The 17,294-nt window shown below is 62.1% G+C and carries 13 protein-coding genes; 5 read left to right on the forward strand and 8 right to left on the reverse strand.

Annotation, left to right across the window (positions count from 1 at the left end; all coding sequences use genetic code 11):
- Positions 1-167 precede the first annotated feature (167 nt).
- From HALAL_RS0107000 to HALAL_RS0107015, 4 genes are all read left to right on the forward strand, one after another.
- Entirely contained in the window at positions 168-3,242 is a 3,075-nt protein-coding gene (locus HALAL_RS0107000) for a sensor histidine kinase (RefSeq protein ID WP_169732413.1), read from the forward strand.
- A 25-nt stretch (positions 3,243-3,267) separates the two neighbouring features.
- Complete coding sequence (locus tag HALAL_RS0107005) at positions 3,268-3,663, forward strand: roadblock/LC7 domain-containing protein (protein WP_029767530.1); 396 nt, start codon at positions 3,268-3,270, stop codon at positions 3,661-3,663.
- A 167-nt stretch (positions 3,664-3,830) separates the two neighbouring features.
- Positions 3,831-4,211, forward strand: coding sequence for a DUF742 domain-containing protein (locus tag HALAL_RS0107010; RefSeq protein WP_025273318.1), 381 nt, complete (start codon positions 3,831-3,833; stop codon positions 4,209-4,211).
- Between the two features lie 6 nt (positions 4,212-4,217).
- Positions 4,218-4,802: a GTP-binding protein gene (locus HALAL_RS0107015; RefSeq protein ID WP_025273319.1), complete on the forward strand. Its 585-nt coding sequence runs from the start codon at positions 4,218-4,220 to the stop codon at positions 4,800-4,802.
- Positions 4,803-4,862: 60 nt separating this feature from the next.
- Here HALAL_RS0107015 and HALAL_RS0107020 read toward each other — a convergent pair whose 3' ends face one another.
- The 8 genes from HALAL_RS0107020 to HALAL_RS17480 form a co-directional block, all read right to left on the reverse strand.
- Positions 4,863-5,573 (reverse strand): hypothetical protein, encoded by a 711-nt coding sequence (locus HALAL_RS0107020; RefSeq protein WP_025273320.1) that lies wholly within the window; start codon positions 5,571-5,573, stop codon positions 4,863-4,865.
- A 10-nt stretch (positions 5,574-5,583) separates the two neighbouring features.
- Positions 5,584-7,020: a phosphohexomutase domain-containing protein gene (locus HALAL_RS0107025; protein WP_025273321.1), complete on the reverse strand. Its 1,437-nt coding sequence runs from the start codon at positions 7,018-7,020 to the stop codon at positions 5,584-5,586.
- Between the two features lie 488 nt (positions 7,021-7,508).
- On the reverse strand, positions 7,509-8,375 hold the full coding sequence (locus tag HALAL_RS0107030) for a GNAT family N-acetyltransferase (protein ID WP_025273322.1): 867 nt from the start codon (positions 8,373-8,375) through the stop codon (positions 7,509-7,511).
- A gap of 311 nt (positions 8,376-8,686) precedes the next feature.
- Complete coding sequence (locus HALAL_RS0107035; protein WP_025273323.1) at positions 8,687-9,568, reverse strand: DUF302 domain-containing protein; 882 nt, start codon at positions 9,566-9,568, stop codon at positions 8,687-8,689.
- A gap of 53 nt (positions 9,569-9,621) precedes the next feature.
- Positions 9,622-10,851 carry an RNA-guided endonuclease InsQ/TnpB family protein gene (locus HALAL_RS0107040; RefSeq protein WP_025273324.1) on the reverse strand — a complete coding sequence of 410 codons (1,230 nt, stop codon included), beginning with the start codon at positions 10,849-10,851 and terminating at the stop codon, positions 9,622-9,624.
- Positions 10,852-11,112: 261 nt separating this feature from the next.
- A complete protein-coding gene (locus HALAL_RS0107045) occupies positions 11,113-11,814 on the reverse strand; it encodes a GH25 family lysozyme (RefSeq protein ID WP_342670471.1) in 702 nt (233 codons plus the stop codon).
- 360 nt (positions 11,815-12,174) lie between these two features.
- Positions 12,175-13,530 (reverse strand): FAD-binding oxidoreductase, encoded by a 1,356-nt coding sequence (locus HALAL_RS0107050; RefSeq protein WP_025273326.1) that lies wholly within the window; start codon positions 13,528-13,530, stop codon positions 12,175-12,177.
- 87 nt (positions 13,531-13,617) lie between these two features.
- Positions 13,618-15,363, reverse strand: a complete 1,746-nt coding sequence (locus HALAL_RS17480; protein ID WP_051462797.1) for a serine/threonine-protein kinase — start codon at positions 15,361-15,363, stop codon at positions 13,618-13,620.
- Between the two features lie 103 nt (positions 15,364-15,466).
- Between HALAL_RS17480 and HALAL_RS0107060 the strand changes: the two genes are divergently transcribed.
- Positions 15,467-17,038, forward strand: coding sequence for an acyl-CoA mutase large subunit family protein (locus HALAL_RS0107060; RefSeq protein WP_025273328.1), 1,572 nt, complete (start codon positions 15,467-15,469; stop codon positions 17,036-17,038).
- Positions 17,039-17,294: the final 256 nt, after the last annotated feature.

Consider the following 17,294-nt stretch of genomic DNA (forward strand, 5'->3'; position numbering starts at 1 on the left):
AGCCCATGAGCACGCCCGCGTCGAGCAAAGACGAATACGGCTCATTCGGTGCCCGGTGATTCACGCCTGGGCCCGAATCGCGGACGGTCCAACAGCGTCTATGCGCGGTGGGCCGCTACAGCGTATGGACTGCTCAATTGAAGATGACCGCCCAGGAGGCAGCAAAGGTGAGTAAACGCAGCTCAAGTCGTAAGGCTTCAGCGGTGAAGCGAGGAGCGTTGGGCTTCCCGCGTATCTCGGATATGAGAATCAGGTCCAAACTGGGTCTGATCCTCCTGATCCCATTGATCGTCCTGCTCGCGGTCGCATCGCTCCGTCTCTATGATCTGACCGATCGGGCCTTCGATGCCGACGACATGGTCAACCTGGTGGAATTCAACGACATTACCGCTGAACTTCGTTTCAACCTCCAGCGTGAACGTTCTGAACTCGTCACCTTCCTGCGCCGTGACTCCGACTACGTCGAAGGTCTCGACCCGGACGACTACACCGAAGAGTCGATGCGGAAACTGATGGCCGCCTCAGACGAATCCTTCGACGACTTCGTCCAGGCCGGACAGAATCTGCCCCTCGACAACGACGAGATCGACCGCCGTATCACTCTGGTCGCCGATACGCGCGAGAGCTTGAAACGCATTCGTGACAATGCTTTGGAAGACCCCGAGACTTCATCGATCGCCTCGACGTCGCGTGTATATCAGAACATGATCGGATCGCTGGTGACGATCACCGACGTTTCCGCCCGTGTCGTGACCGACCCGGAAATCGCCCGTCAATTCCAGGTTATGGCCGCCGTGACCGAACTTCTGGAACAGACCGAGGAAGAACGCGCCATCGCCGTCAGCGTCGGAAACGGTAAGACGTTCTTCAACAACGGTCGCGCCCGTGACTTCGCCTTCCGCGCCAATCAACGTGAAAAGGCGCAAGAGGACTTCCAGAGTCTGTCCAACCGTGACGAACAGCAGTCGTTCTACTTCGGCAGTGGCGGATTGGAAACCAATGAGGTCCAGCTGGCCACCGAATTCGAGGACGAGACCAAGGCCGCCAACTCCGACACTCCCTTGGACGTCTCGGCCGAACTATTGGCCTCGTACGACGCCCTTCTCGAGGGTGGCGCCGGATTCATCGACGAGGTCAGTACGGAGACGTTGTCGGACGCGCAAAGTGAACGTGAAGCTCAGATCTTCCAGTTGTTGCTGGAAACCATCGTTATTCTGGTGGCCCTGATCGTGGCGACGCTGGTTGCCCTGGTCATCGCCCGCAACATGGCCAACGGGCTGAAGCGTCTGCGTGAAGGTGCGCTGGACGTGGCCCACGTTAGCCTGCCGCGCGCGGTGGCGGAGATGCGTGATCAAGACGCTCTGGGATCGCGCACTCCCGATGAAGTCGCCGCCGACGCCGGCAAGGCGATCGAGATCGACCAGCGCGACGAGATCGGTAACGTGGCGCAGGCCTTTAACATCGTCCACACCGAGGCGATCCGAATTTCCGCCGAACAGTCGGCGCTGCGTGCCAACGTCGCGACCATGTTCGTCAACCTGGCGCGGCGTTCGCAGGGTCTGGTCGACCGTCTGATCGGGCACCTGGACGAATTGGAACGCGGTGAGGAAGACCCGGACCGCCTGTCCGAGCTGTTCAAGCTCGACCACTTGGCGACCCGAATGAGGCGTAACGACGAGAACCTGCTGGTTCTGGCCGGTGCGGACTCGTCGCGTCAGGAACGCCACCCGGCTCAGGTCGGCGACATTCTGCAGGCCGCTCAGTCCGAGGTCGAGCACTACACTCGCATCGAGTTCGGTCAGATTCAGACCGACCGCGACGTCAAACCGGCAGCGGTCAACGACGTGGTTCACCTGGTCGCCGAGTTGATGGATAACGCGACCTCCTTCTCGCCGCCGGAATCGGGCGTCCTGTCCGAGGCCGTGCAGTTGAAGGTCAACCATCCCGAACCCGGCGACGGCATCCGTATCCGCATTATCGACAGCGGTATCGGAATGTCGGACGCACAGATCAACGAGATCAACGAGCAGCTGTCGCACGACACCAGCTCGGTGGACATTACGACCTCCCGCATGATGGGTCTGGTCGTGGTGGCGCGACTGGCGCAGCGTCACGGTATTCGGGCCGAACTGCACGCCGGGGCGGAACGCGGCATCATCGCCGAAATCATTCTGCCCGAGTCGGTCCTGACCGAGCCGAAGTTGAACCGTCGTCCCGCCGACAACACGGCCAATATTCCGTCGATTCCCGACAGCCCGGAGGGCATGTTCGGTACGTCGCAGCCGGCGCCCATGTCGCCGCCGATGCCGAACGGCCAGGCCGATCCGCTGAACGGTTCCGCGCCGTCGATTCCGTCGCAGCGTGAACCGGCGCCACCGCCTCAGCCGGCCGGGGACGGCGGATTGATGTTCCGTCCCGGTGGCTTCTCGGAGCCCACTCCGGCGGAGGAACAGCGTCCCATGGAAGTCACCGGGGAGATCGTTCACTCGGAGAACGTGGCGCTGCCGAAGATCCAGCTGGAAGCGGCTCCGCAACCGGAGCCGCCGTCGTGGATGGATACCGCCAACACCGGTGGTACGGCTCAGCCTCAGGAGAACTCGGGCCGCATTTCCGCCTTGGACGAAACCACCGAGCTCCCGATCTACCGGGAGGCGGAGTCGGCCTGGTTCAAGGCCACCACTCCGCCACCGCAACCGGCGACGGACGCCGCCCCCAAGGGTGAGCCCGAGTCCGTTCCCGGGGGTTCCGGCTCGGTGACTCCTTCCGATACAGTCGAAAGCGACGCTTCGATTTCAACCTCGGATGGGAACACTATGTCAGAGCAACGGAGTGCTGACGCCGGAAGTCAGACCGGTTCACCGGAATCGGCCGCGGCGACGAGCGGAACTACTCCGGCTGCGGAATCCGCGAGTGAACCCCAAGGGGCGCAAGAGGATGCGTACCGTCGTCGGCTGGGAAGTTCTTCACCTGCGGACTCGACAAACGGTGAGGAATCCGCTTATTCTTGGCGGACGGCAGCTGACAGCGCGTGGGAACGCGTCGATTCCGCCTTGGGTAGTGAGGAAACGGATACCACCGCGAACGGATTGCCCAAGCGTCGTCCCGGCGCCAAGCTGTTGCCGGGTGGCGTTACCGAACCACAAGAGACTGTCAGTGCCCAGAAACGAAACCCCGAAGGCATCCGGGGCTTGCTGAGCGCCTATCACCGAGGGGTTCAGCGTGGCCGAGGCAGTGACAACTAGGTCCCAATTAAGGAGCGACTAATACATGAGTACTGCTGGAACGACTCCCCAGGACTTGGGGTGGCTGCTGGCCGGCTTCGCTGAGCGCGTCCCTGGCGTCGCGCACGCCGTGGCCGTGTCGGCGGACGGACTCCTGTTGGCCTCGTCTCGTGACCTACCCCGGGACCGAGCCGACCAATTGTCCGCTGTGACATCAGGTTTGGTGTCACTCACTCAAGGTGCGTCACGGTGCTTCGAAGGCGGTTCGGTACTTCAGACGGTCGTGGAGATGGATCACGGCTTCCTCTTCTTGATGTCCATTAGCGACGGTTCGTCCTTCGCTGTGCTGGCATCCAAGAATTGCGACGTAGGTCAGGTGGGTTATGAAATGGCCCTCCTGGTCGACCGTGTCGGACAGGCATTGACGCCCAACCGGCGTTGATCGATTACTCTCAGGTCGCAGTGTCGGGACCAGCTCGAGGGTCAAACGCACACGTTTGATACAAATTAGCTAACACGTTAATAGGTTTTTTTCAAAATCAACGGACTGCGCGTCCCATTGGAGCCCTCTTAAAGCGGGAATCCGTGAGGCAGCGGTTGGAGGTAAACATGGTCTTCGGTGGTGGAGAGGAGCCGACTGGCTCGCTCGTGCGGCCTTATGCGGTGACTCGCGGCCGAACACGACCGCAACTTGAAATCGCTCTGGAAGCGCTGATCGAAACGACCATGCGTGGTCGTTCCGGTGAATTTCTGGGTGGAAGAGAACAGCAAGCGATCGCTCACCTATGTGGGGGAGGTTTGCAGTCGCTCGCCGAAATCGCCGCCCGGATGGAAGTGCCCATCGGTGTTGCCCGCGTGCTCGTCGCCGATATGGCCGCAAACGGCCTGTTGGCAGTGCACGAACCGACTGCTATCTCTGACGACACTTCCGACGATACCGTCGGTACCGACCTTCTTGAGCGCGTGCTCTCTGGACTCAGGAGGCTTTAGAACTTAATGAACGCTCCCGCGAATAATGCTCGCGTCACCAGTGCCAAGATCGTGGTCGCCGGCGGGTTCGGTGTCGGTAAGACGACCCTTGTCGGGTCGGTCTCCGAGATCACCCCACTGACCACCGAGGCCATTATGACGTCAGCGTCAGAAGGGGTTGACAACAACAACCTCGTGCCGGACAAGGGCACCACGACCGTTGCGATGGACTTTGGGCGTATCACCATCGACTCCGAACTGATTCTGTATCTGTTCGGTACTCCCGGACAGAACCGGTTCTGGTTCATGTGGGACGAATTGGTACGCGGTGCCATCGGTGCGGTGGTACTGGTCGACACTCGCCGATTGGCCGACTGCTTCTCGGTCGTCGACTTCTTCGAACACCGCAAATTGCCCTATGTGGTGGCCGTGAACTGCTTTGACGGCAAGCAACTGCACGATCTTGAAGATATTCGTGACGCCCTTCAGGTGTCGTCGGACGTCCCGATCATGTACACCGACGCGCGCAACAGGGAATCCACGAAACAGGTTCTGATCAAACTGGTCGAGTACGTCTTGACCATGCGTCGCACGCAAACGGTCGGTGTCTAAACACGACCAAGCCATGAAAAAAGCCCGCCTGAGCGAAGCTCAGGCGGGCTTTTTCGTCCTCTAGCCCCACTGGATCCTCTCACTGATCTTGCTGATGACGGCGCGCCAAGCGATCGCGGTCTGTTCGGTCGGTTGACGCTTGATGCGGCGCTTGGCCCGCATCCCCCGCAGCCCGCCGTTCAGGCTGTCGCGCAGGAAATTGTCAAAGACGTCCAAGGGCGATCCGGGGTCGAGCGCCTCGGTGACCGAATCCAGATCCAAGACGTAGGCGGCGTCGCGGGAGAACTCTCCTGCCGCGATAAGGTCTTCGGTCTTCCACGTCCCGCGACGCAGTTCGGACACCACCCCGCTGAGTTCGTACTCGTCCTCTTCGGCCGGTGCGATGTGCTCAACGGTCAGAGTCTTCTGGAGTTCCTCGTATTCGTCCAACCAGTCCAATTGGTTTCCGTCGTTGGCTTTGACGTAGTCGACCAGGGCCTCGGGCTCTTCGAACAGCAGAAGCTCGCCTTTGCGTACCAGCATGACCGGGACTTCCTCCGGCTCGGCGTCATTGGCACTGAAGTCGATATCCTGCGGCTCGGGGTTCGACTCGTCCTCCGGTTCGTCCGAGACGGGCGGGTCCGAGAGATTGCCCGACCAGTTTGGCAGGGTGTCCGACATTCGATACGCCCGTAGGGTGTAGCCGGTCTTGTGGTTAACGGTGACTGCGATGGGGTCGATACCGAGATCTTTCCAGTATTGCTCGACCTCACGACTGCGTTTGGAGCTCATAGTTCCTTCCCTAGTAGGCGATCCCCAGAAGTCCGTTGACTTCAGTGGACAATGCCTCCACGCTAGCGCGTGCCCGTTCCCGCGATACCGCCAGGCCGGGTTGTGAGGATTCCTTGACTTCGGCCCGGAAATGCGGGCGAGGAGAGTTGTACAGCCGCACGGTGAAGCTCGCACTGGACAGGCTGACGTGGTCGTCGTCGGCGGCGACGGCCCGCACGTTTTCGTCCAGCAGTCGCTCACACTTCGCCAAGCGTCGCAGGTAGACGTCGGCGTCGTTGTCGGCCGGAAGCGGTTGACGGTTGCTGACGAAGACCCCGTGTTCCTCGGCCAGCTCGTCCAGACGCTCCACCGGGGTACGGAACTGGGCCGCCATCCCGGCGGCGATCTCGGTGAGCACCAGGGCGGTGGCGATACCGTCGCCGTGGTCGACCAGGTCCGGCGCGGGACAGTGTTCCCTACCGTCGGGGCCGGCGGTGAAACGATAGGCCGGACCGTCGTCCCCGACGGCACGCCATTCGACACCATGGGTTTCACACAGGGCCTGAATCAATCCGTGGTCGCCGATGTAGGTGCCGCGACGGCCCTTGCGCATCCAATGGTCGGCCAGCAGAATCCCCATGTCGGTCGCCGAGAGGTCCCGCCATTGCTCATCGTCGTGATAGCTCACCGAACACGTCGTTCCCTCCGGAGACAGCCGCAGTATCAGACGGCTGCCGTCGGATTCGGCCTGCTCGTCAAGCTTGTCGGAATCGGTGTGCGTCACGGGACCGAATCCCGCCTCTTCCAAAGCTTCGGCCAGCAGGGGATGGTCGCACACCAGGGGAATGATCTTGGGATCGAATCTATCCACCAACGACACCAGAGATTCGAGGTATCGCTCCCTGAGGTCGTCCGGAGCCACGTCGGGTTCCGGGCCGACGGGGATCTCGGTCAACGGCCCGATCTGCGCCGTCGTGGAAGGCAATGTGGCCTCGTCGGGCCCGTCGATGACGGTCATTCGCGCCCGTTCGCCTCCGACGTCGCTGGCGGTGAACATGATGCCGCAGACGGCGGCCGTATGCCGGGTGGCGTGGGTGAGAACCGGAGTGGCCACCGGATCGGAAATGATCAGGGCCTTCCGGCCGGAACCGGTCACGACTCGTCCGGCCGTCTCCGCCAGGCGCGCGGTTGCCGCCGAGCCGTCGTGGGCGAGCAACACCGGTCCGTCGAGCTGCAACCGCTGGAGCAGGGCGGTGGTGTAGGCGCGAACGGTGGCGGTGTTGAGGCCGTTCGGTCCGGCACGCAGCGGTCCCTCCAGAATGTGCGGTTCGTGGAAGCGGTCGCGTAGTTCGGCGGCGGACTCGGGGAGCCGATCGAGGAGACGATACAGTTCGTCCCGATCGGCCGGGTCAGGGTCGTCGGTAATCCAGGTGAAAATGGTGGTACGGAGATCTGCGATATCGTCCATGCGTTGATCTTTCCATAAAATCGGGTCGATGAGTTCCCGTTCTCAACGGATTCAGCGACGGGCGTGTGGCGTTCCCACCATTGCCGACCGGGGTTCGGTCGGCGGTCACGAGGACGTACGGCGGTGCGGTGCACCAGCGCGAAGACGCTCGTGGGGTGGGAGTCGGTAGCACGAGGGCCGTCGATGGGACGGATTGTCGTTGTCGTGTGTCGTGCGAGCCGGCCGTAACTCGGTGGGAGTGGCGGCGGCAGAGCCGTCAGGGCATGTCGTGCCCGGTTGGAAATATGTTACTACAGAGTATCCGTAGACGCACGCCTGTTAGGCAGTCGATTGACGTCGCCGATGGCGACGATTCGAGGCGGTCCTTGCTGCGGCGTCCAGTGATGATGCGGTCGTTTTCGGGGCGAACGCCGCCCAAGGGCGGGATACATTCGGGCTCACCACGTTGGCCACACGCTTATTATGCCCAACATGGCTCACCAGACGTTCTATCCGACCCGGCGCAGATCCGGTACTGCGGGTTCTGGCTGGTATCCGGCGGAGCGGTAGGTGGCGACGGCTGCGGTATTGGAGCCTTCGGCGCATACGGTCGCGCTGGACGAACCCATGTCCTGCAAAGCTTCGGCGGCGGCGACCGCAATTGCCCTGCCATAACCGTGTCCCTGATGGTCGCTGTGCACGCCCAGAGGTTCAAGCATGCCGATGTTCCCTGGACCCGCTGACCAGACGGTCGTGCCCGCGACCGCGTCGCCTCGGTCGTCGTACCCGATAAGGCATCGGGCATTGGCGTACATCGGCCCGGCGGCAACGGCCCGCCATCGCTCCACGCTGAACTTCGACCCGGTGAACGCCCCGCGGTGAACCGCGACCCGGTCGGCGACCCGATCAGGGCCGACCACCTCGACCCGCAGGCCACAGTCCGCAACAGGTTCGCTCAGATCACGAAACATCGGAATCCACGGTTCATCCGGTTCCCAGCCGTCTTCCAGAAGAACCTCGCGGAATCGGCCCTTCCAGAGCGCTTCCACACTGCCGTTTTCCGCCGACAGGACGCCACGGTCGGGTCGCGTCAGATCCTCGGCCATCTGACGGGCGAGCGCTTCATCCTCGCGCGTTTCCGGATCGATGGCCAACCGCACCAGGTCGGGGCCGTCGAGCAGACCGACTCCGAGAATCCGATCCCGGCGACTCCATGTTCGTACCGCCGCGGCGGTCTTCTCCGGGCCGAACTGCCAGTACCATCCGATGTCCCCCGGATGCAGTTGCGGTGGAGCCCCTTCGTACTGCCACTCCATCATCGTGTGTACAACCTCGACCAAGTCGCCGGGACTCGGTGTACTCAACAGAATAGTCATCCTGTGATTAAATACGGTCGCACCCAACGCGTCCAACGATTTTCCACCAAACGCCGGCACAACGGCTCGACGCCGGCGGCAACACCTGCTCGCTACCGGACGATCGGATTGTTGACCCGGAGTGCTCCATCAGCAGTGGCGGGACCTGGCGACACGATACGCGAAACAGGCCTCGATGTACCGAGCGAGCCTGCTGGTTGCCGACACCTTGTGTTCCTCAAAAAAGAAGGGCCGTCCGTTGGATTGGACGACCCTTACAGTTCGGGTTACCGATCGCAACACGATGTCGCGATGGCGATGTAGTTGAAGGACTATTCCGCCAGTGCCGCGTCCCAGAGGAAGTCGGACACCTGCGAACTGATCTCCATTCCCGCGTCGCGGAGATCGGAGTCTATAGCGCTGAGTAGCGGAAACGGGTCAAAGTATCGTACCGTGCTACCACCGCTGGAGGTTTCGGTGACGATCGCGTGCGTGGGGACCACCAGCGCCGCCTCCGGGAACTCCTCGATCAGCGACGAGCTGTCGGTCTCTCCTTCTACTCCAAGGGCGATGAGGTTCTGCGATTCGGCGGATTCCAGGTGCTCGACGGTCACGTCCTGCGATTCCGCTTGATCGTCCAGGGTTTGGAGAAGATCGGAGGCGGAATGCTCGGAGTCGACCTGCGTGAAGGTCACTGCTGCGGGAGTGCTGATGTCGGGATCGCCGTCGCTGAGGTCCGTAATGCTTTCTTCGATGGGATCCCAGGCGGCGGCGACGTCCTCGGCCGATTCGCCCATGTTCTGTTCGAAGATGTCGACCTGTGAGTTCGGGCCGAGGTAGCTGATTCGGCTACCGGCCTCGTCCTCCCAGACGCCGATGCGGAAGGGAAGGATGAGATTGAGAGTCGGGTGCAGCTCGGCGGTGTCCACATCAGTCGGAGTAACCGACAGTATGCCGAGGTCGGAATCGGACTCGACCTCGTAGGCGTCGTCGAGGTCATCGGTGAGCGTCGCGCGAACGGATTCGGGATCGTCCTCGGCGAAGTGGCTGCGTATTTCCAAGTCGGAGTCGGGGAAATCGGGATCGGGACCGAGTGGTCGGTCGTCCTCTTTTTCGGGAAGTTCCGAGTCGTCATCGCTGGAGTCGGAGCAGGCGCCGACTCCCACCAGGAGAGCCGACGCGAGCAGAAAGGCGCTGATCCGGGAGTTTTTCATTGCTTCTCCTATGGGTACGGCGTAGTTGCGGCACTTGACTTCCTCCCCACGGCTCAAGGCCGGGGGATTCCAACCGGTGAGACCGGTTGACGCACGAGCCCTCGCGGGTGTGCTGGTTCCTGCTTCGCAGACTGACTCATGTCTCCGTCTCCACAGGCTGAGACCGCAAGCCCTGCGGCCTTAAGGATGTTTCTCGCCGCGTTCACGTCCGCATTCGCCCGATGCCCGCAGGCTGTGCAGCAGAAACTCGCTTGGCTATCGCGGTTGTCCGCTGCACAGTGTCCGCAGGCATGACAGGTCTGTGACGTGTACGCAGGATGGATCGTGACCAGCTTGGTTCCGGTGTACCGGGCCTTCGAGGCCAGCGCGAGTTCGAGCCGGTGCCAGCCTTTGTCGAGGATGGCCCGGTTGAGTCCGGCTTTCGCCTTGACATTCCGCTCACTCGCACGCGCAGTCATGTTCTTAGTCTTGAGGTCTTCCAGCACCACCACGGCATTGTCGGACGCGATCCGGTGCGCCACCTGCGCGGTGAAATCGCCGCGCCGATCGGTGACCCGGCAGGACAGACGCCGCAGCCGAGCCAGTGTCCCGCCCCACGACGCCGAGCCCTTCCTCTGCCGGGCCAGCTGTTGCTGGAGGCGCTTATACCGCTTCACCTCGCCGGGAGTGACGAACGCGCGGTCATGGAACCGGCCGTCCGACGTAACCGCCGCATAGGTGACACCCCGATCGATCCCAACCGCCGCACCAGGGTCCGAATGCTGTTCAGGCGTGGTCTGGCCATCGTCCACAAGAAACGATATCCACCACCGACCTGCCTTAAACGATACGGTAGCCGACCGTATCGGACCACCGAGAGCACGTGTAGAACGGTAAGTGACCCACCCGAGTTTGGGGAGCTTCACCCTCCCCCATTTCCGGTTGATCCGCTCCACGGCCATGGGTTTCGGGTCAGGAAACCGAAACGACGGAGACCACCGATGCTTCGCTCTCCACCGGACGGTAAACGTCCCATGCTCCCGGCACGCCCGGTCAAGATCCCGCAAAGTCTGCTGGAGGAGGTGCGACGGCGCGGCGGCCAGCCATTCCAGGCCGGGTTCGCGTTTCGCTTCGGCCAGTTGGCGGGCTTGTGGAACGTAGTTCGCCCATGCTCCTTTGCGACGCGCCTCCCGGCGCTGATCCAGCGCGGCATTCCACACCGCCCGGCAGACGCCTCCGTACTCGGTACACGCTTCGACCTGCTCGGGGGTGAGCTTGAGACGAAAACGGCGACCGGTCAACATGCACACCACCTTATCGTTGGGGTCTGACATCGCGGTCATTGATGTGCTTACCCCACGGCTAAAGCCAGGGCCCTGCGCACTACGAATCTCCGATCAGGGGCGAGGAGGTTGATATGCATTCATATCACGTTTGTACGATACCCGATCCGAACCCGGTAGGGAACTCGCGAGCGCGGCGAAATCTGTGCGAAGGGAAGGTACTCAGGGGGACAGGGGTTTGAGTCGGGATGCCGGGCACCCCGACTCAAACGGGCAACGGATTTAGGTGTTATTGGCGAGCGCGATCAGGCGGCTGCGCGATCCGTTGAACTTGTTGCGGTCGACGTTTCCGGAGATTCCAGAGACGCTGCCGCTGTTGGTGTACTGCCAGAACGTCCAGAAGGTGTTGTTCCAGCCTGCGGGGAGGCTGGGGTTTTCGCTGGACGTCCAGTGGGCGACCCACAGCGGGCTCTTGCTGGCCATTCCGGACCAGTAGTTGGTGCAGGTGTTCCACCAGCTGGCGGTGGTGTAGATGACGACGTCGCGTCCGGTCCGGGCCTTGTAGGTGTTGTAGAAATCGGTGATCCAGCTGCGCATCTGTGAGGCGGAGAGTCCGTAGCACATGGCGCCGCTGGGGTTGTTTTCGATGTCCAACACACCGGGCAGGGTGCGGTCGTCGGCCGACCATGCTCCTCCGTTGGAGGCGAAGAAGTTGGCCTGGGTGGAACCGGCGGAGTAGTTCGGGCGGGCAAAGTGGTAGGCACCGCGGACGACTCCGGCGTAGTAGGCGTTCGGGTAGTTGCTGTTGAATTGCGGGTCGGTGTAGCTGGTACCCTCCGTCGCCTTGATGTAGGCGAATTCGATGCCATCGTTGCGAACGGCCGACCAGTTGATGCTGCCTTGCCAGTGGGAGACGTCGACTCCCTGTACGCCGGAATAGTGCGAGGCCGATGCCGGCGTGGCCGTGAGGAATCCGCCGAACATGACGGCGAATGCCGATACGGCAGCGACAAGGAGCGTCCGTACGCTCCGTTTACGTCCTGTAGCCATTTGTATTTACCTATCCATTCTTGTGAATTTCTTGGATGGGATGATGTGAAGGTAGGTCAAATTACCTTCGCGTAGATTGTCGGATGATCCCACGCATGAGTCAATAGGAATATAGGAAAATATTGAATTAACATTCGGGCAAGTCGAGTCGCCGAAGTGACACGGGACGTTGACATGCCGATATTGTCAAGGGGAAAAGTGAGGGGCGCAAGAAGATGCAGGTGTATAAGACGTAAATATACCTAGTTGTCGCCAACCTGACAATCGTGTGTCCGATGTGTGCCACCGACACTCTTAGACGACCCGTCCGGGGTTCAAAATGCCCTGTGGATCCAAGGCGGCTTTGATGCCGCGCTGCACCGCTAGGTTGGTCTCGTCGACCTCTTCGGCCAGCCATTGCCGCTTGAGGCTGCCCACACCGTGTTCACCGGTCACCGTGCCGCCGCTGGAGAGCGCCAGGGTGAGAATGTCGTTGAAAGCCGCGTGCCCCCGCTCGGCGCTCCCTGGATCGTCGCCGTCGATGACGATGTTGGGATGTAGATTGCCGTCTCCGGCGTGGGCGACCACTCCGACGGTCACCTGGTGTTCCCGCCCGATGCCTTCGATTCCGTGCAGCACCTCGGCCAATCGGGATCGGGGAACGGCGATGTCGTCGACGAGGATGGCTCCCTGGCGTTCGATGGCGTGCAGGGCGCTACGGCGTGACTCCATCAGCGCCTCGGCTTCGGTGGCGTCGGTGGCGCGATGGACCTCTTCGGCTCCGGCGGCGCGACAGTGCCGCTCCACGTCTCGCAGTTCTCGTTCCGGCTCGGAGTCGGCGGCGACGAGAAGAAGCGCCGCCGCATGGGTGGGAAGTCCCATGGGGCGATATTCCTCGATCGCCCTCAGGTGGGTGTGGTCGATCAGTTCCATCAAACTGGGATGCAAACCCGCCGACATGATGTCGGTGACGGCTTGACCGGCCGTCGCCATGGTCGGAAAGACCGCCGCAAGGGTGAGCCGTTGCGTGGGAATCGGGCTGAGCTTCACCGTGGCTTCGGTGATGATGCCGAGGGTGCCTTCGGAACCACAAAACAGGCGCACGAGATCGTATCCCGCTACACCTTTGGCCGTATCGCTGCCGCATCGCATGACCGCCCCGGAAGCCAGCACCACTTCCAGAGAACGGACGTATTCGGCGGTCACCCCGTACTTCACACAGCACATGCCACCCGCGCCCGTTGCGATATTGCCCCCGATGGTGGACTCCCGCCACGATCCCGGATCGGGTGCATAGCGGAGACCGTACGGTTCGGCGGCGGTGCTGATGTCGGCGTTGACGACCCCGGCCTGACAGACGGCCAGCTGGTTGACCGGGTCGACGTGCAGGATATCGCGCATATCGGTCAGATTGAGCAGCAGGGAACCGTCCAGGGCCGACGCGCCTCCCGCGAGGCTGGTGCGGGCTCCTTGGGTAACGATCGGGACGTCGTGCCGCGCCGCGAGGGTCACCGCTTCGGCGACGTCGCGGGTGGAGGTGGGGCGCACGAGCGCCAGCGGCGCACCGGCCCGGACCATGGGGGTCTGGTCCTGGGCGTAGGCGGCGAGAACGTCGGGGTCGGTGACGGGGCGCAGCCCGGTTTCGGTGAGTTCACTGAGGATCTCGTGCATGGCTCGATTGTTTCGCACTCCACAGTCCACGGCAAACCGGGTGCGAAGCGACTGCGGACCTCACGTCAGCCTCGACGATCGCAGTGGTCAGTTCAGAGTGAAACTCTCGAGCGCGGCGTCGAAGGTCTGCTGGGAAACGTCGGCGTGTTTTTCGGCCCCCGAGACGTATACGCCCCACGTGAACCCGTTCGGTCCATAGGCGAGCGCGAACCACGAGTGGTATTCGACGCCGTCGTCGCCGGTGTTGGTGTATTCGACGAGGTGGCCGTCGTAGCCGGAGATGTCGACCGCTTCGGATGTGACGATCTCGCCGCCGTAGTTGTTGGCCAGCTGGGTCAGGTGTGTTTCGGGGTCTTGGTCCTGTAGCTGGTAGGAGTTGTTGTAGTAACGGGCCCAGTGGCTGTCGTCCTCCGGGTTGACGAAGACGTTGTAGTCGTCGCCGTCGGGGCCCTGTTGCCAGTCGGCCGGGTGGTCGGCGCTGTAGCCTTCTCCGTCGAATGTGGCGGTTTCGAGGCTCGGTTTCTCCTCGCCGTCGGTGAGTTCGTCTTCGCTGGGCGGTTCTTCGTCGGGGCCCGCGTTCGATTCGTCGGAGGCCGTTTCGGAGTCGTTCGACGAATCGTCGCCGTCCTGGGTCCACAGGTATCCGAGGAACCCCAGCCCCCCGATGACGAGTACGAGGACGCCGATGATGGCGACGACCTTCCCGCTGTTGGATTTGGATTCGCGTTCCGGCCGTTCGCTCGGTTCGCGCCGGGCGGTCGGTCGGGGTGGTTCGGGGTCGTCGTTTCGGTTGTCGTTGGAGGCGGCGGGGTGGACGCCGCTGTTGAGGATGGGGGAGTTGGTGCTTTCGGAGAACGGCCCGGACAGAAGCGCGCTGAGTTCGTGGCGTGCTTCGTTGAGGGTGATGCGTTGCTGGGGGTCTTTCTTCAGCATCGCGCCGAGCAGTGGGGTGAGTGCTCCCGCGTTGAGGGGGCTTTCGGGGGGTTCGTTGACGACGGCCCGCATGGTGGAGATGACGTCGCCGCGGTGGAACGGGGGCCGTCCTTCGCAGGCGGCGTAGAGCGAGACGCCGAGGCTGAAGACGTCGCTTCCCGGTTCGGCCTTTCCGCCGACGGCTCGTTCGGGTGCGATGTAGTGGGCGGAGCCGAGTACTTTGCCGGGGGCGGTGCCGCCGGAGAGGGAATGCTGTTGGGCGGCTCCGAAGTCGGTGAGGATGCATCGCCCGTCGGCGGTGATCAGGACGTTGCCGGGTTTGATGTCGCGGTGAATGATTCCGGCTTCGTGGGCGGCCTGGAGTGCGCCGGTCAGTGCGAGTCCGATCTTGCAGACGACGCGGAGCGGCAGCGGACCGTCGCTTTCGAGGATTTCGGCCAGTGAGCGTGCCTGGAGTAGTTCCATGACGATCCAGGGGCGTCCGCCGTCTTGGACGACGTCGAAGACGCGGATAACACTGGGATGGGAGATTCCGGCGGTGATCTGCGCTTCGCGCATTGACCGTTCGATGAGTTGCTGTTGCTCGTCGGCGGAGATTTCCTTGGGGAGCGTGACGGCCTTGACGGCTACGTCGCGTTGCAGCGTGGTGTCGAGCCCTTGCCAGACGGAGCCGTTACCGCCGCGTCCGATGAGGTTGGTGAGTTGGTAGCGGCCGCCGATGTGGTCGCCGATTTGGGGCTCGCGCTGTTCCGGGATGGGCTGGTTACCTATGCCTGAGTTTGTCGTTACATTCGGTGATGATTGATTCCATGAGGCGGTTTGGAATCGGTTTCCAAAGGCGCCCGATGGTTGCTGTCCTTCGGGCATGGCCGGACCGTTTGGGTCGTTAAAGTACGACATATTTCCTATAACTCCTCACCACACCAGCATAAGATGTGGTTTTTTACCGCCTGAGGCAGCCGCCACTCACACTGTACGGTCATGTGTCTATAAGATCAAGAATATGGATCGAGACGTACAAGGTCGTACAGGGGTTCCGATCGAACCGCTCTATGAATCATATAAGCGAGAACCAGAGCTGGGTAAACCCGGTTCCTTTCCCTACACACGCGGTGCGTACCCCACGATGTACACCACCAAACCGTGGACGATGAGACAGTACGCGGGCTTCGCGACCGCTTCCGAATCGAACCAACGCTACCGGGAACTGTTGGCCAACGGTTCGACGGGGTTGTCGGTCGCGTTCGACCTGCCCACCCAGATGGGTTATGACTCCGACGCCGCGATCGCGGCCGGTGAGGTCGGCAAGGTGGGGGTCGCCATCGATTCGATCGACGACATGCGCATCCTGTTCAACGAGATCCCTCTCGATCAGGTCTCCACCTCCATGACCATCAACGCCCCCGCCTCCGTCCTACTGCTTCTCTACCAGCTGGTCGCCGAGGAACAGGGCGTCTCCGGCGATCAACTTCGCGGCACGATTCAAAACGACGTGCTCAAGGAATACATCGCGCGCGGCACCTACATCTTTCCCCCGGAGCCGTCGCTGCGTCTGATATCCGATACCTTCGCCTACTGCTCGGCGGAAATGCCGCAGTGGAACACGATCTCCATCTCCGGCTACCACATGGCCGAAGCCGGTGCCGACGCCGGACAGGAACTCGGATTCACCCTCGCCAACGGCATACAATACGTTCAAGCCGCCATCGACGCGGGCCTGGACATCGACACCATCGCCCCGCGCCTGTCGTTCTTCTTCGTGGCGCGCTCGTCGATCCTCACCGAAGTCGCGAAGTTCCGCGCCGCCCGGCGCCTGTGGGCCCACGTCATGCGCGACCGCTTCGGGACCGACAACCCCAAGAGTCAACGGCTGCGCTTCCACACGCAAACGGCCGGAGTGGAACTGACCGCGCAACAACCCGAGATCAACCTCTCGCGCGTCACCATTCAAGCGCTCGCGGCCGTCATGGGCGGCACACAATCGCTGCACACCAACAGCTTTGACGAAGCGCTCGCGCTGCCCACCGACAAGAGCGCCCGGCTTGCCCTGCGCACCCAGCAGGTTATCGCCAACGAAACCGACCTGACCGACACCGTCGACCCCTTCGCCGGATCGTATGCGGTCGAAAGCCTCACCGACGAGATCGAGGCGCAGGCCACCGAGCTCATCGACGCCGTCTTCGCACACGGGTCGGCGGTCAAGGCGATCGAACAGGGCTTCCAGAAAACCGAGATCGAACGCACCGCTTACGCTACGGCCCAACGGATCGACGCTGAGGAACAGGTTATTGTAGGGGTCAACAAATACCGAACCGAGGACGAAGAGCCTTACACGCCACTGCGAGTCGATCCCGAACAGGAAGCCTCACAGGTTAAGTCGGTTCAAGCGACCAGAAACGACCGCGACAACGACGTCGTGGCCGATAAGTTGGCGGCCTTGAAATCGGCCGCCGGTACGGACGACAACATCCTCTATCCGATGAAGGAGGCCCTGGCGGCGAAGGCGACCGTCGGGGAGGTCAGCGGTGCGCTGGCCGAGGTATGGGGCCGTTACGTCCCGCCGGAAACGTTCTAGTCGCCGTCGCCGTCCAAGCGCCGCTGTACGCGGGGCATTGGACGGGCCGGTATAAAAGTGGGAAATAATCCGCTATAACTGTGGCAATCCGAGCAAGCATCGGTAATCCTTGACTACGGGTTGAATATCATTCGAATCTACTTGAGGACTCGAAACGATAAACCATACTGGGGACTTACACATCAGCCGCATGGCAATGACGCTGCGGTCGGCACGGAACAACCCACCGATCGCACTGCGACGCGCACTGAACCGG

Origin of the sequence: Haloglycomyces albus DSM 45210, assembly GCF_000527155.1 — a bacterium.
GTDB classification, from domain to species: Bacteria; Actinomycetota; Actinomycetes; order Mycobacteriales; family Micromonosporaceae; genus Haloglycomyces; species Haloglycomyces albus.

Coding starts and splice junctions, on each gene's coding strand:
- HALAL_RS0107005 (WP_029767530.1), top strand. CDS start 3,268: ATGAGTACTGCTGGAACGACTCCCCAGGACTTGGGGTGGCTGCTGGCC.
- HALAL_RS0107010 (WP_025273318.1), top strand. CDS start 3,831: ATGGTCTTCGGTGGTGGAGAGGAGCCGACTGGCTCGCTCGTGCGGCCT.
- HALAL_RS0107015 (WP_025273319.1), top strand. CDS start 4,218: ATGAACGCTCCCGCGAATAATGCTCGCGTCACCAGTGCCAAGATCGTG.
- HALAL_RS0107020 (WP_025273320.1), bottom strand. CDS start 5,573: ATGAGCTCCAAACGCAGTCGTGAGGTCGAGCAATACTGGAAAGATCTC.
- HALAL_RS0107025 (WP_025273321.1), bottom strand. CDS start 7,020: ATGGACGATATCGCAGATCTCCGTACCACCATTTTCACCTGGATTACC.
- HALAL_RS0107030 (WP_025273322.1), bottom strand. CDS start 8,375: ATGACTATTCTGTTGAGTACACCGAGTCCCGGCGACTTGGTCGAGGTT.
- HALAL_RS0107035 (WP_025273323.1), bottom strand. CDS start 9,568: ATGAAAAACTCCCGGATCAGCGCCTTTCTGCTCGCGTCGGCTCTCCTG.
- HALAL_RS0107040 (WP_025273324.1), bottom strand. CDS start 10,851: ATGTTGACCGGTCGCCGTTTTCGTCTCAAGCTCACCCCCGAGCAGGTC.
- HALAL_RS0107045 (WP_342670471.1), bottom strand. CDS start 11,814: ATGTTCGGCGGATTCCTCACGGCCACGCCGGCATCGGCCTCGCACTAT.
- HALAL_RS0107050 (WP_025273326.1), bottom strand. CDS start 13,530: ATGCACGAGATCCTCAGTGAACTCACCGAAACCGGGCTGCGCCCCGTC.
- HALAL_RS17480 (WP_051462797.1), bottom strand. CDS start 15,363: ATGTCGTACTTTAACGACCCAAACGGTCCGGCCATGCCCGAAGGACAG.
- HALAL_RS0107060 (WP_025273328.1), top strand. CDS start 15,467: ATGGATCGAGACGTACAAGGTCGTACAGGGGTTCCGATCGAACCGCTC.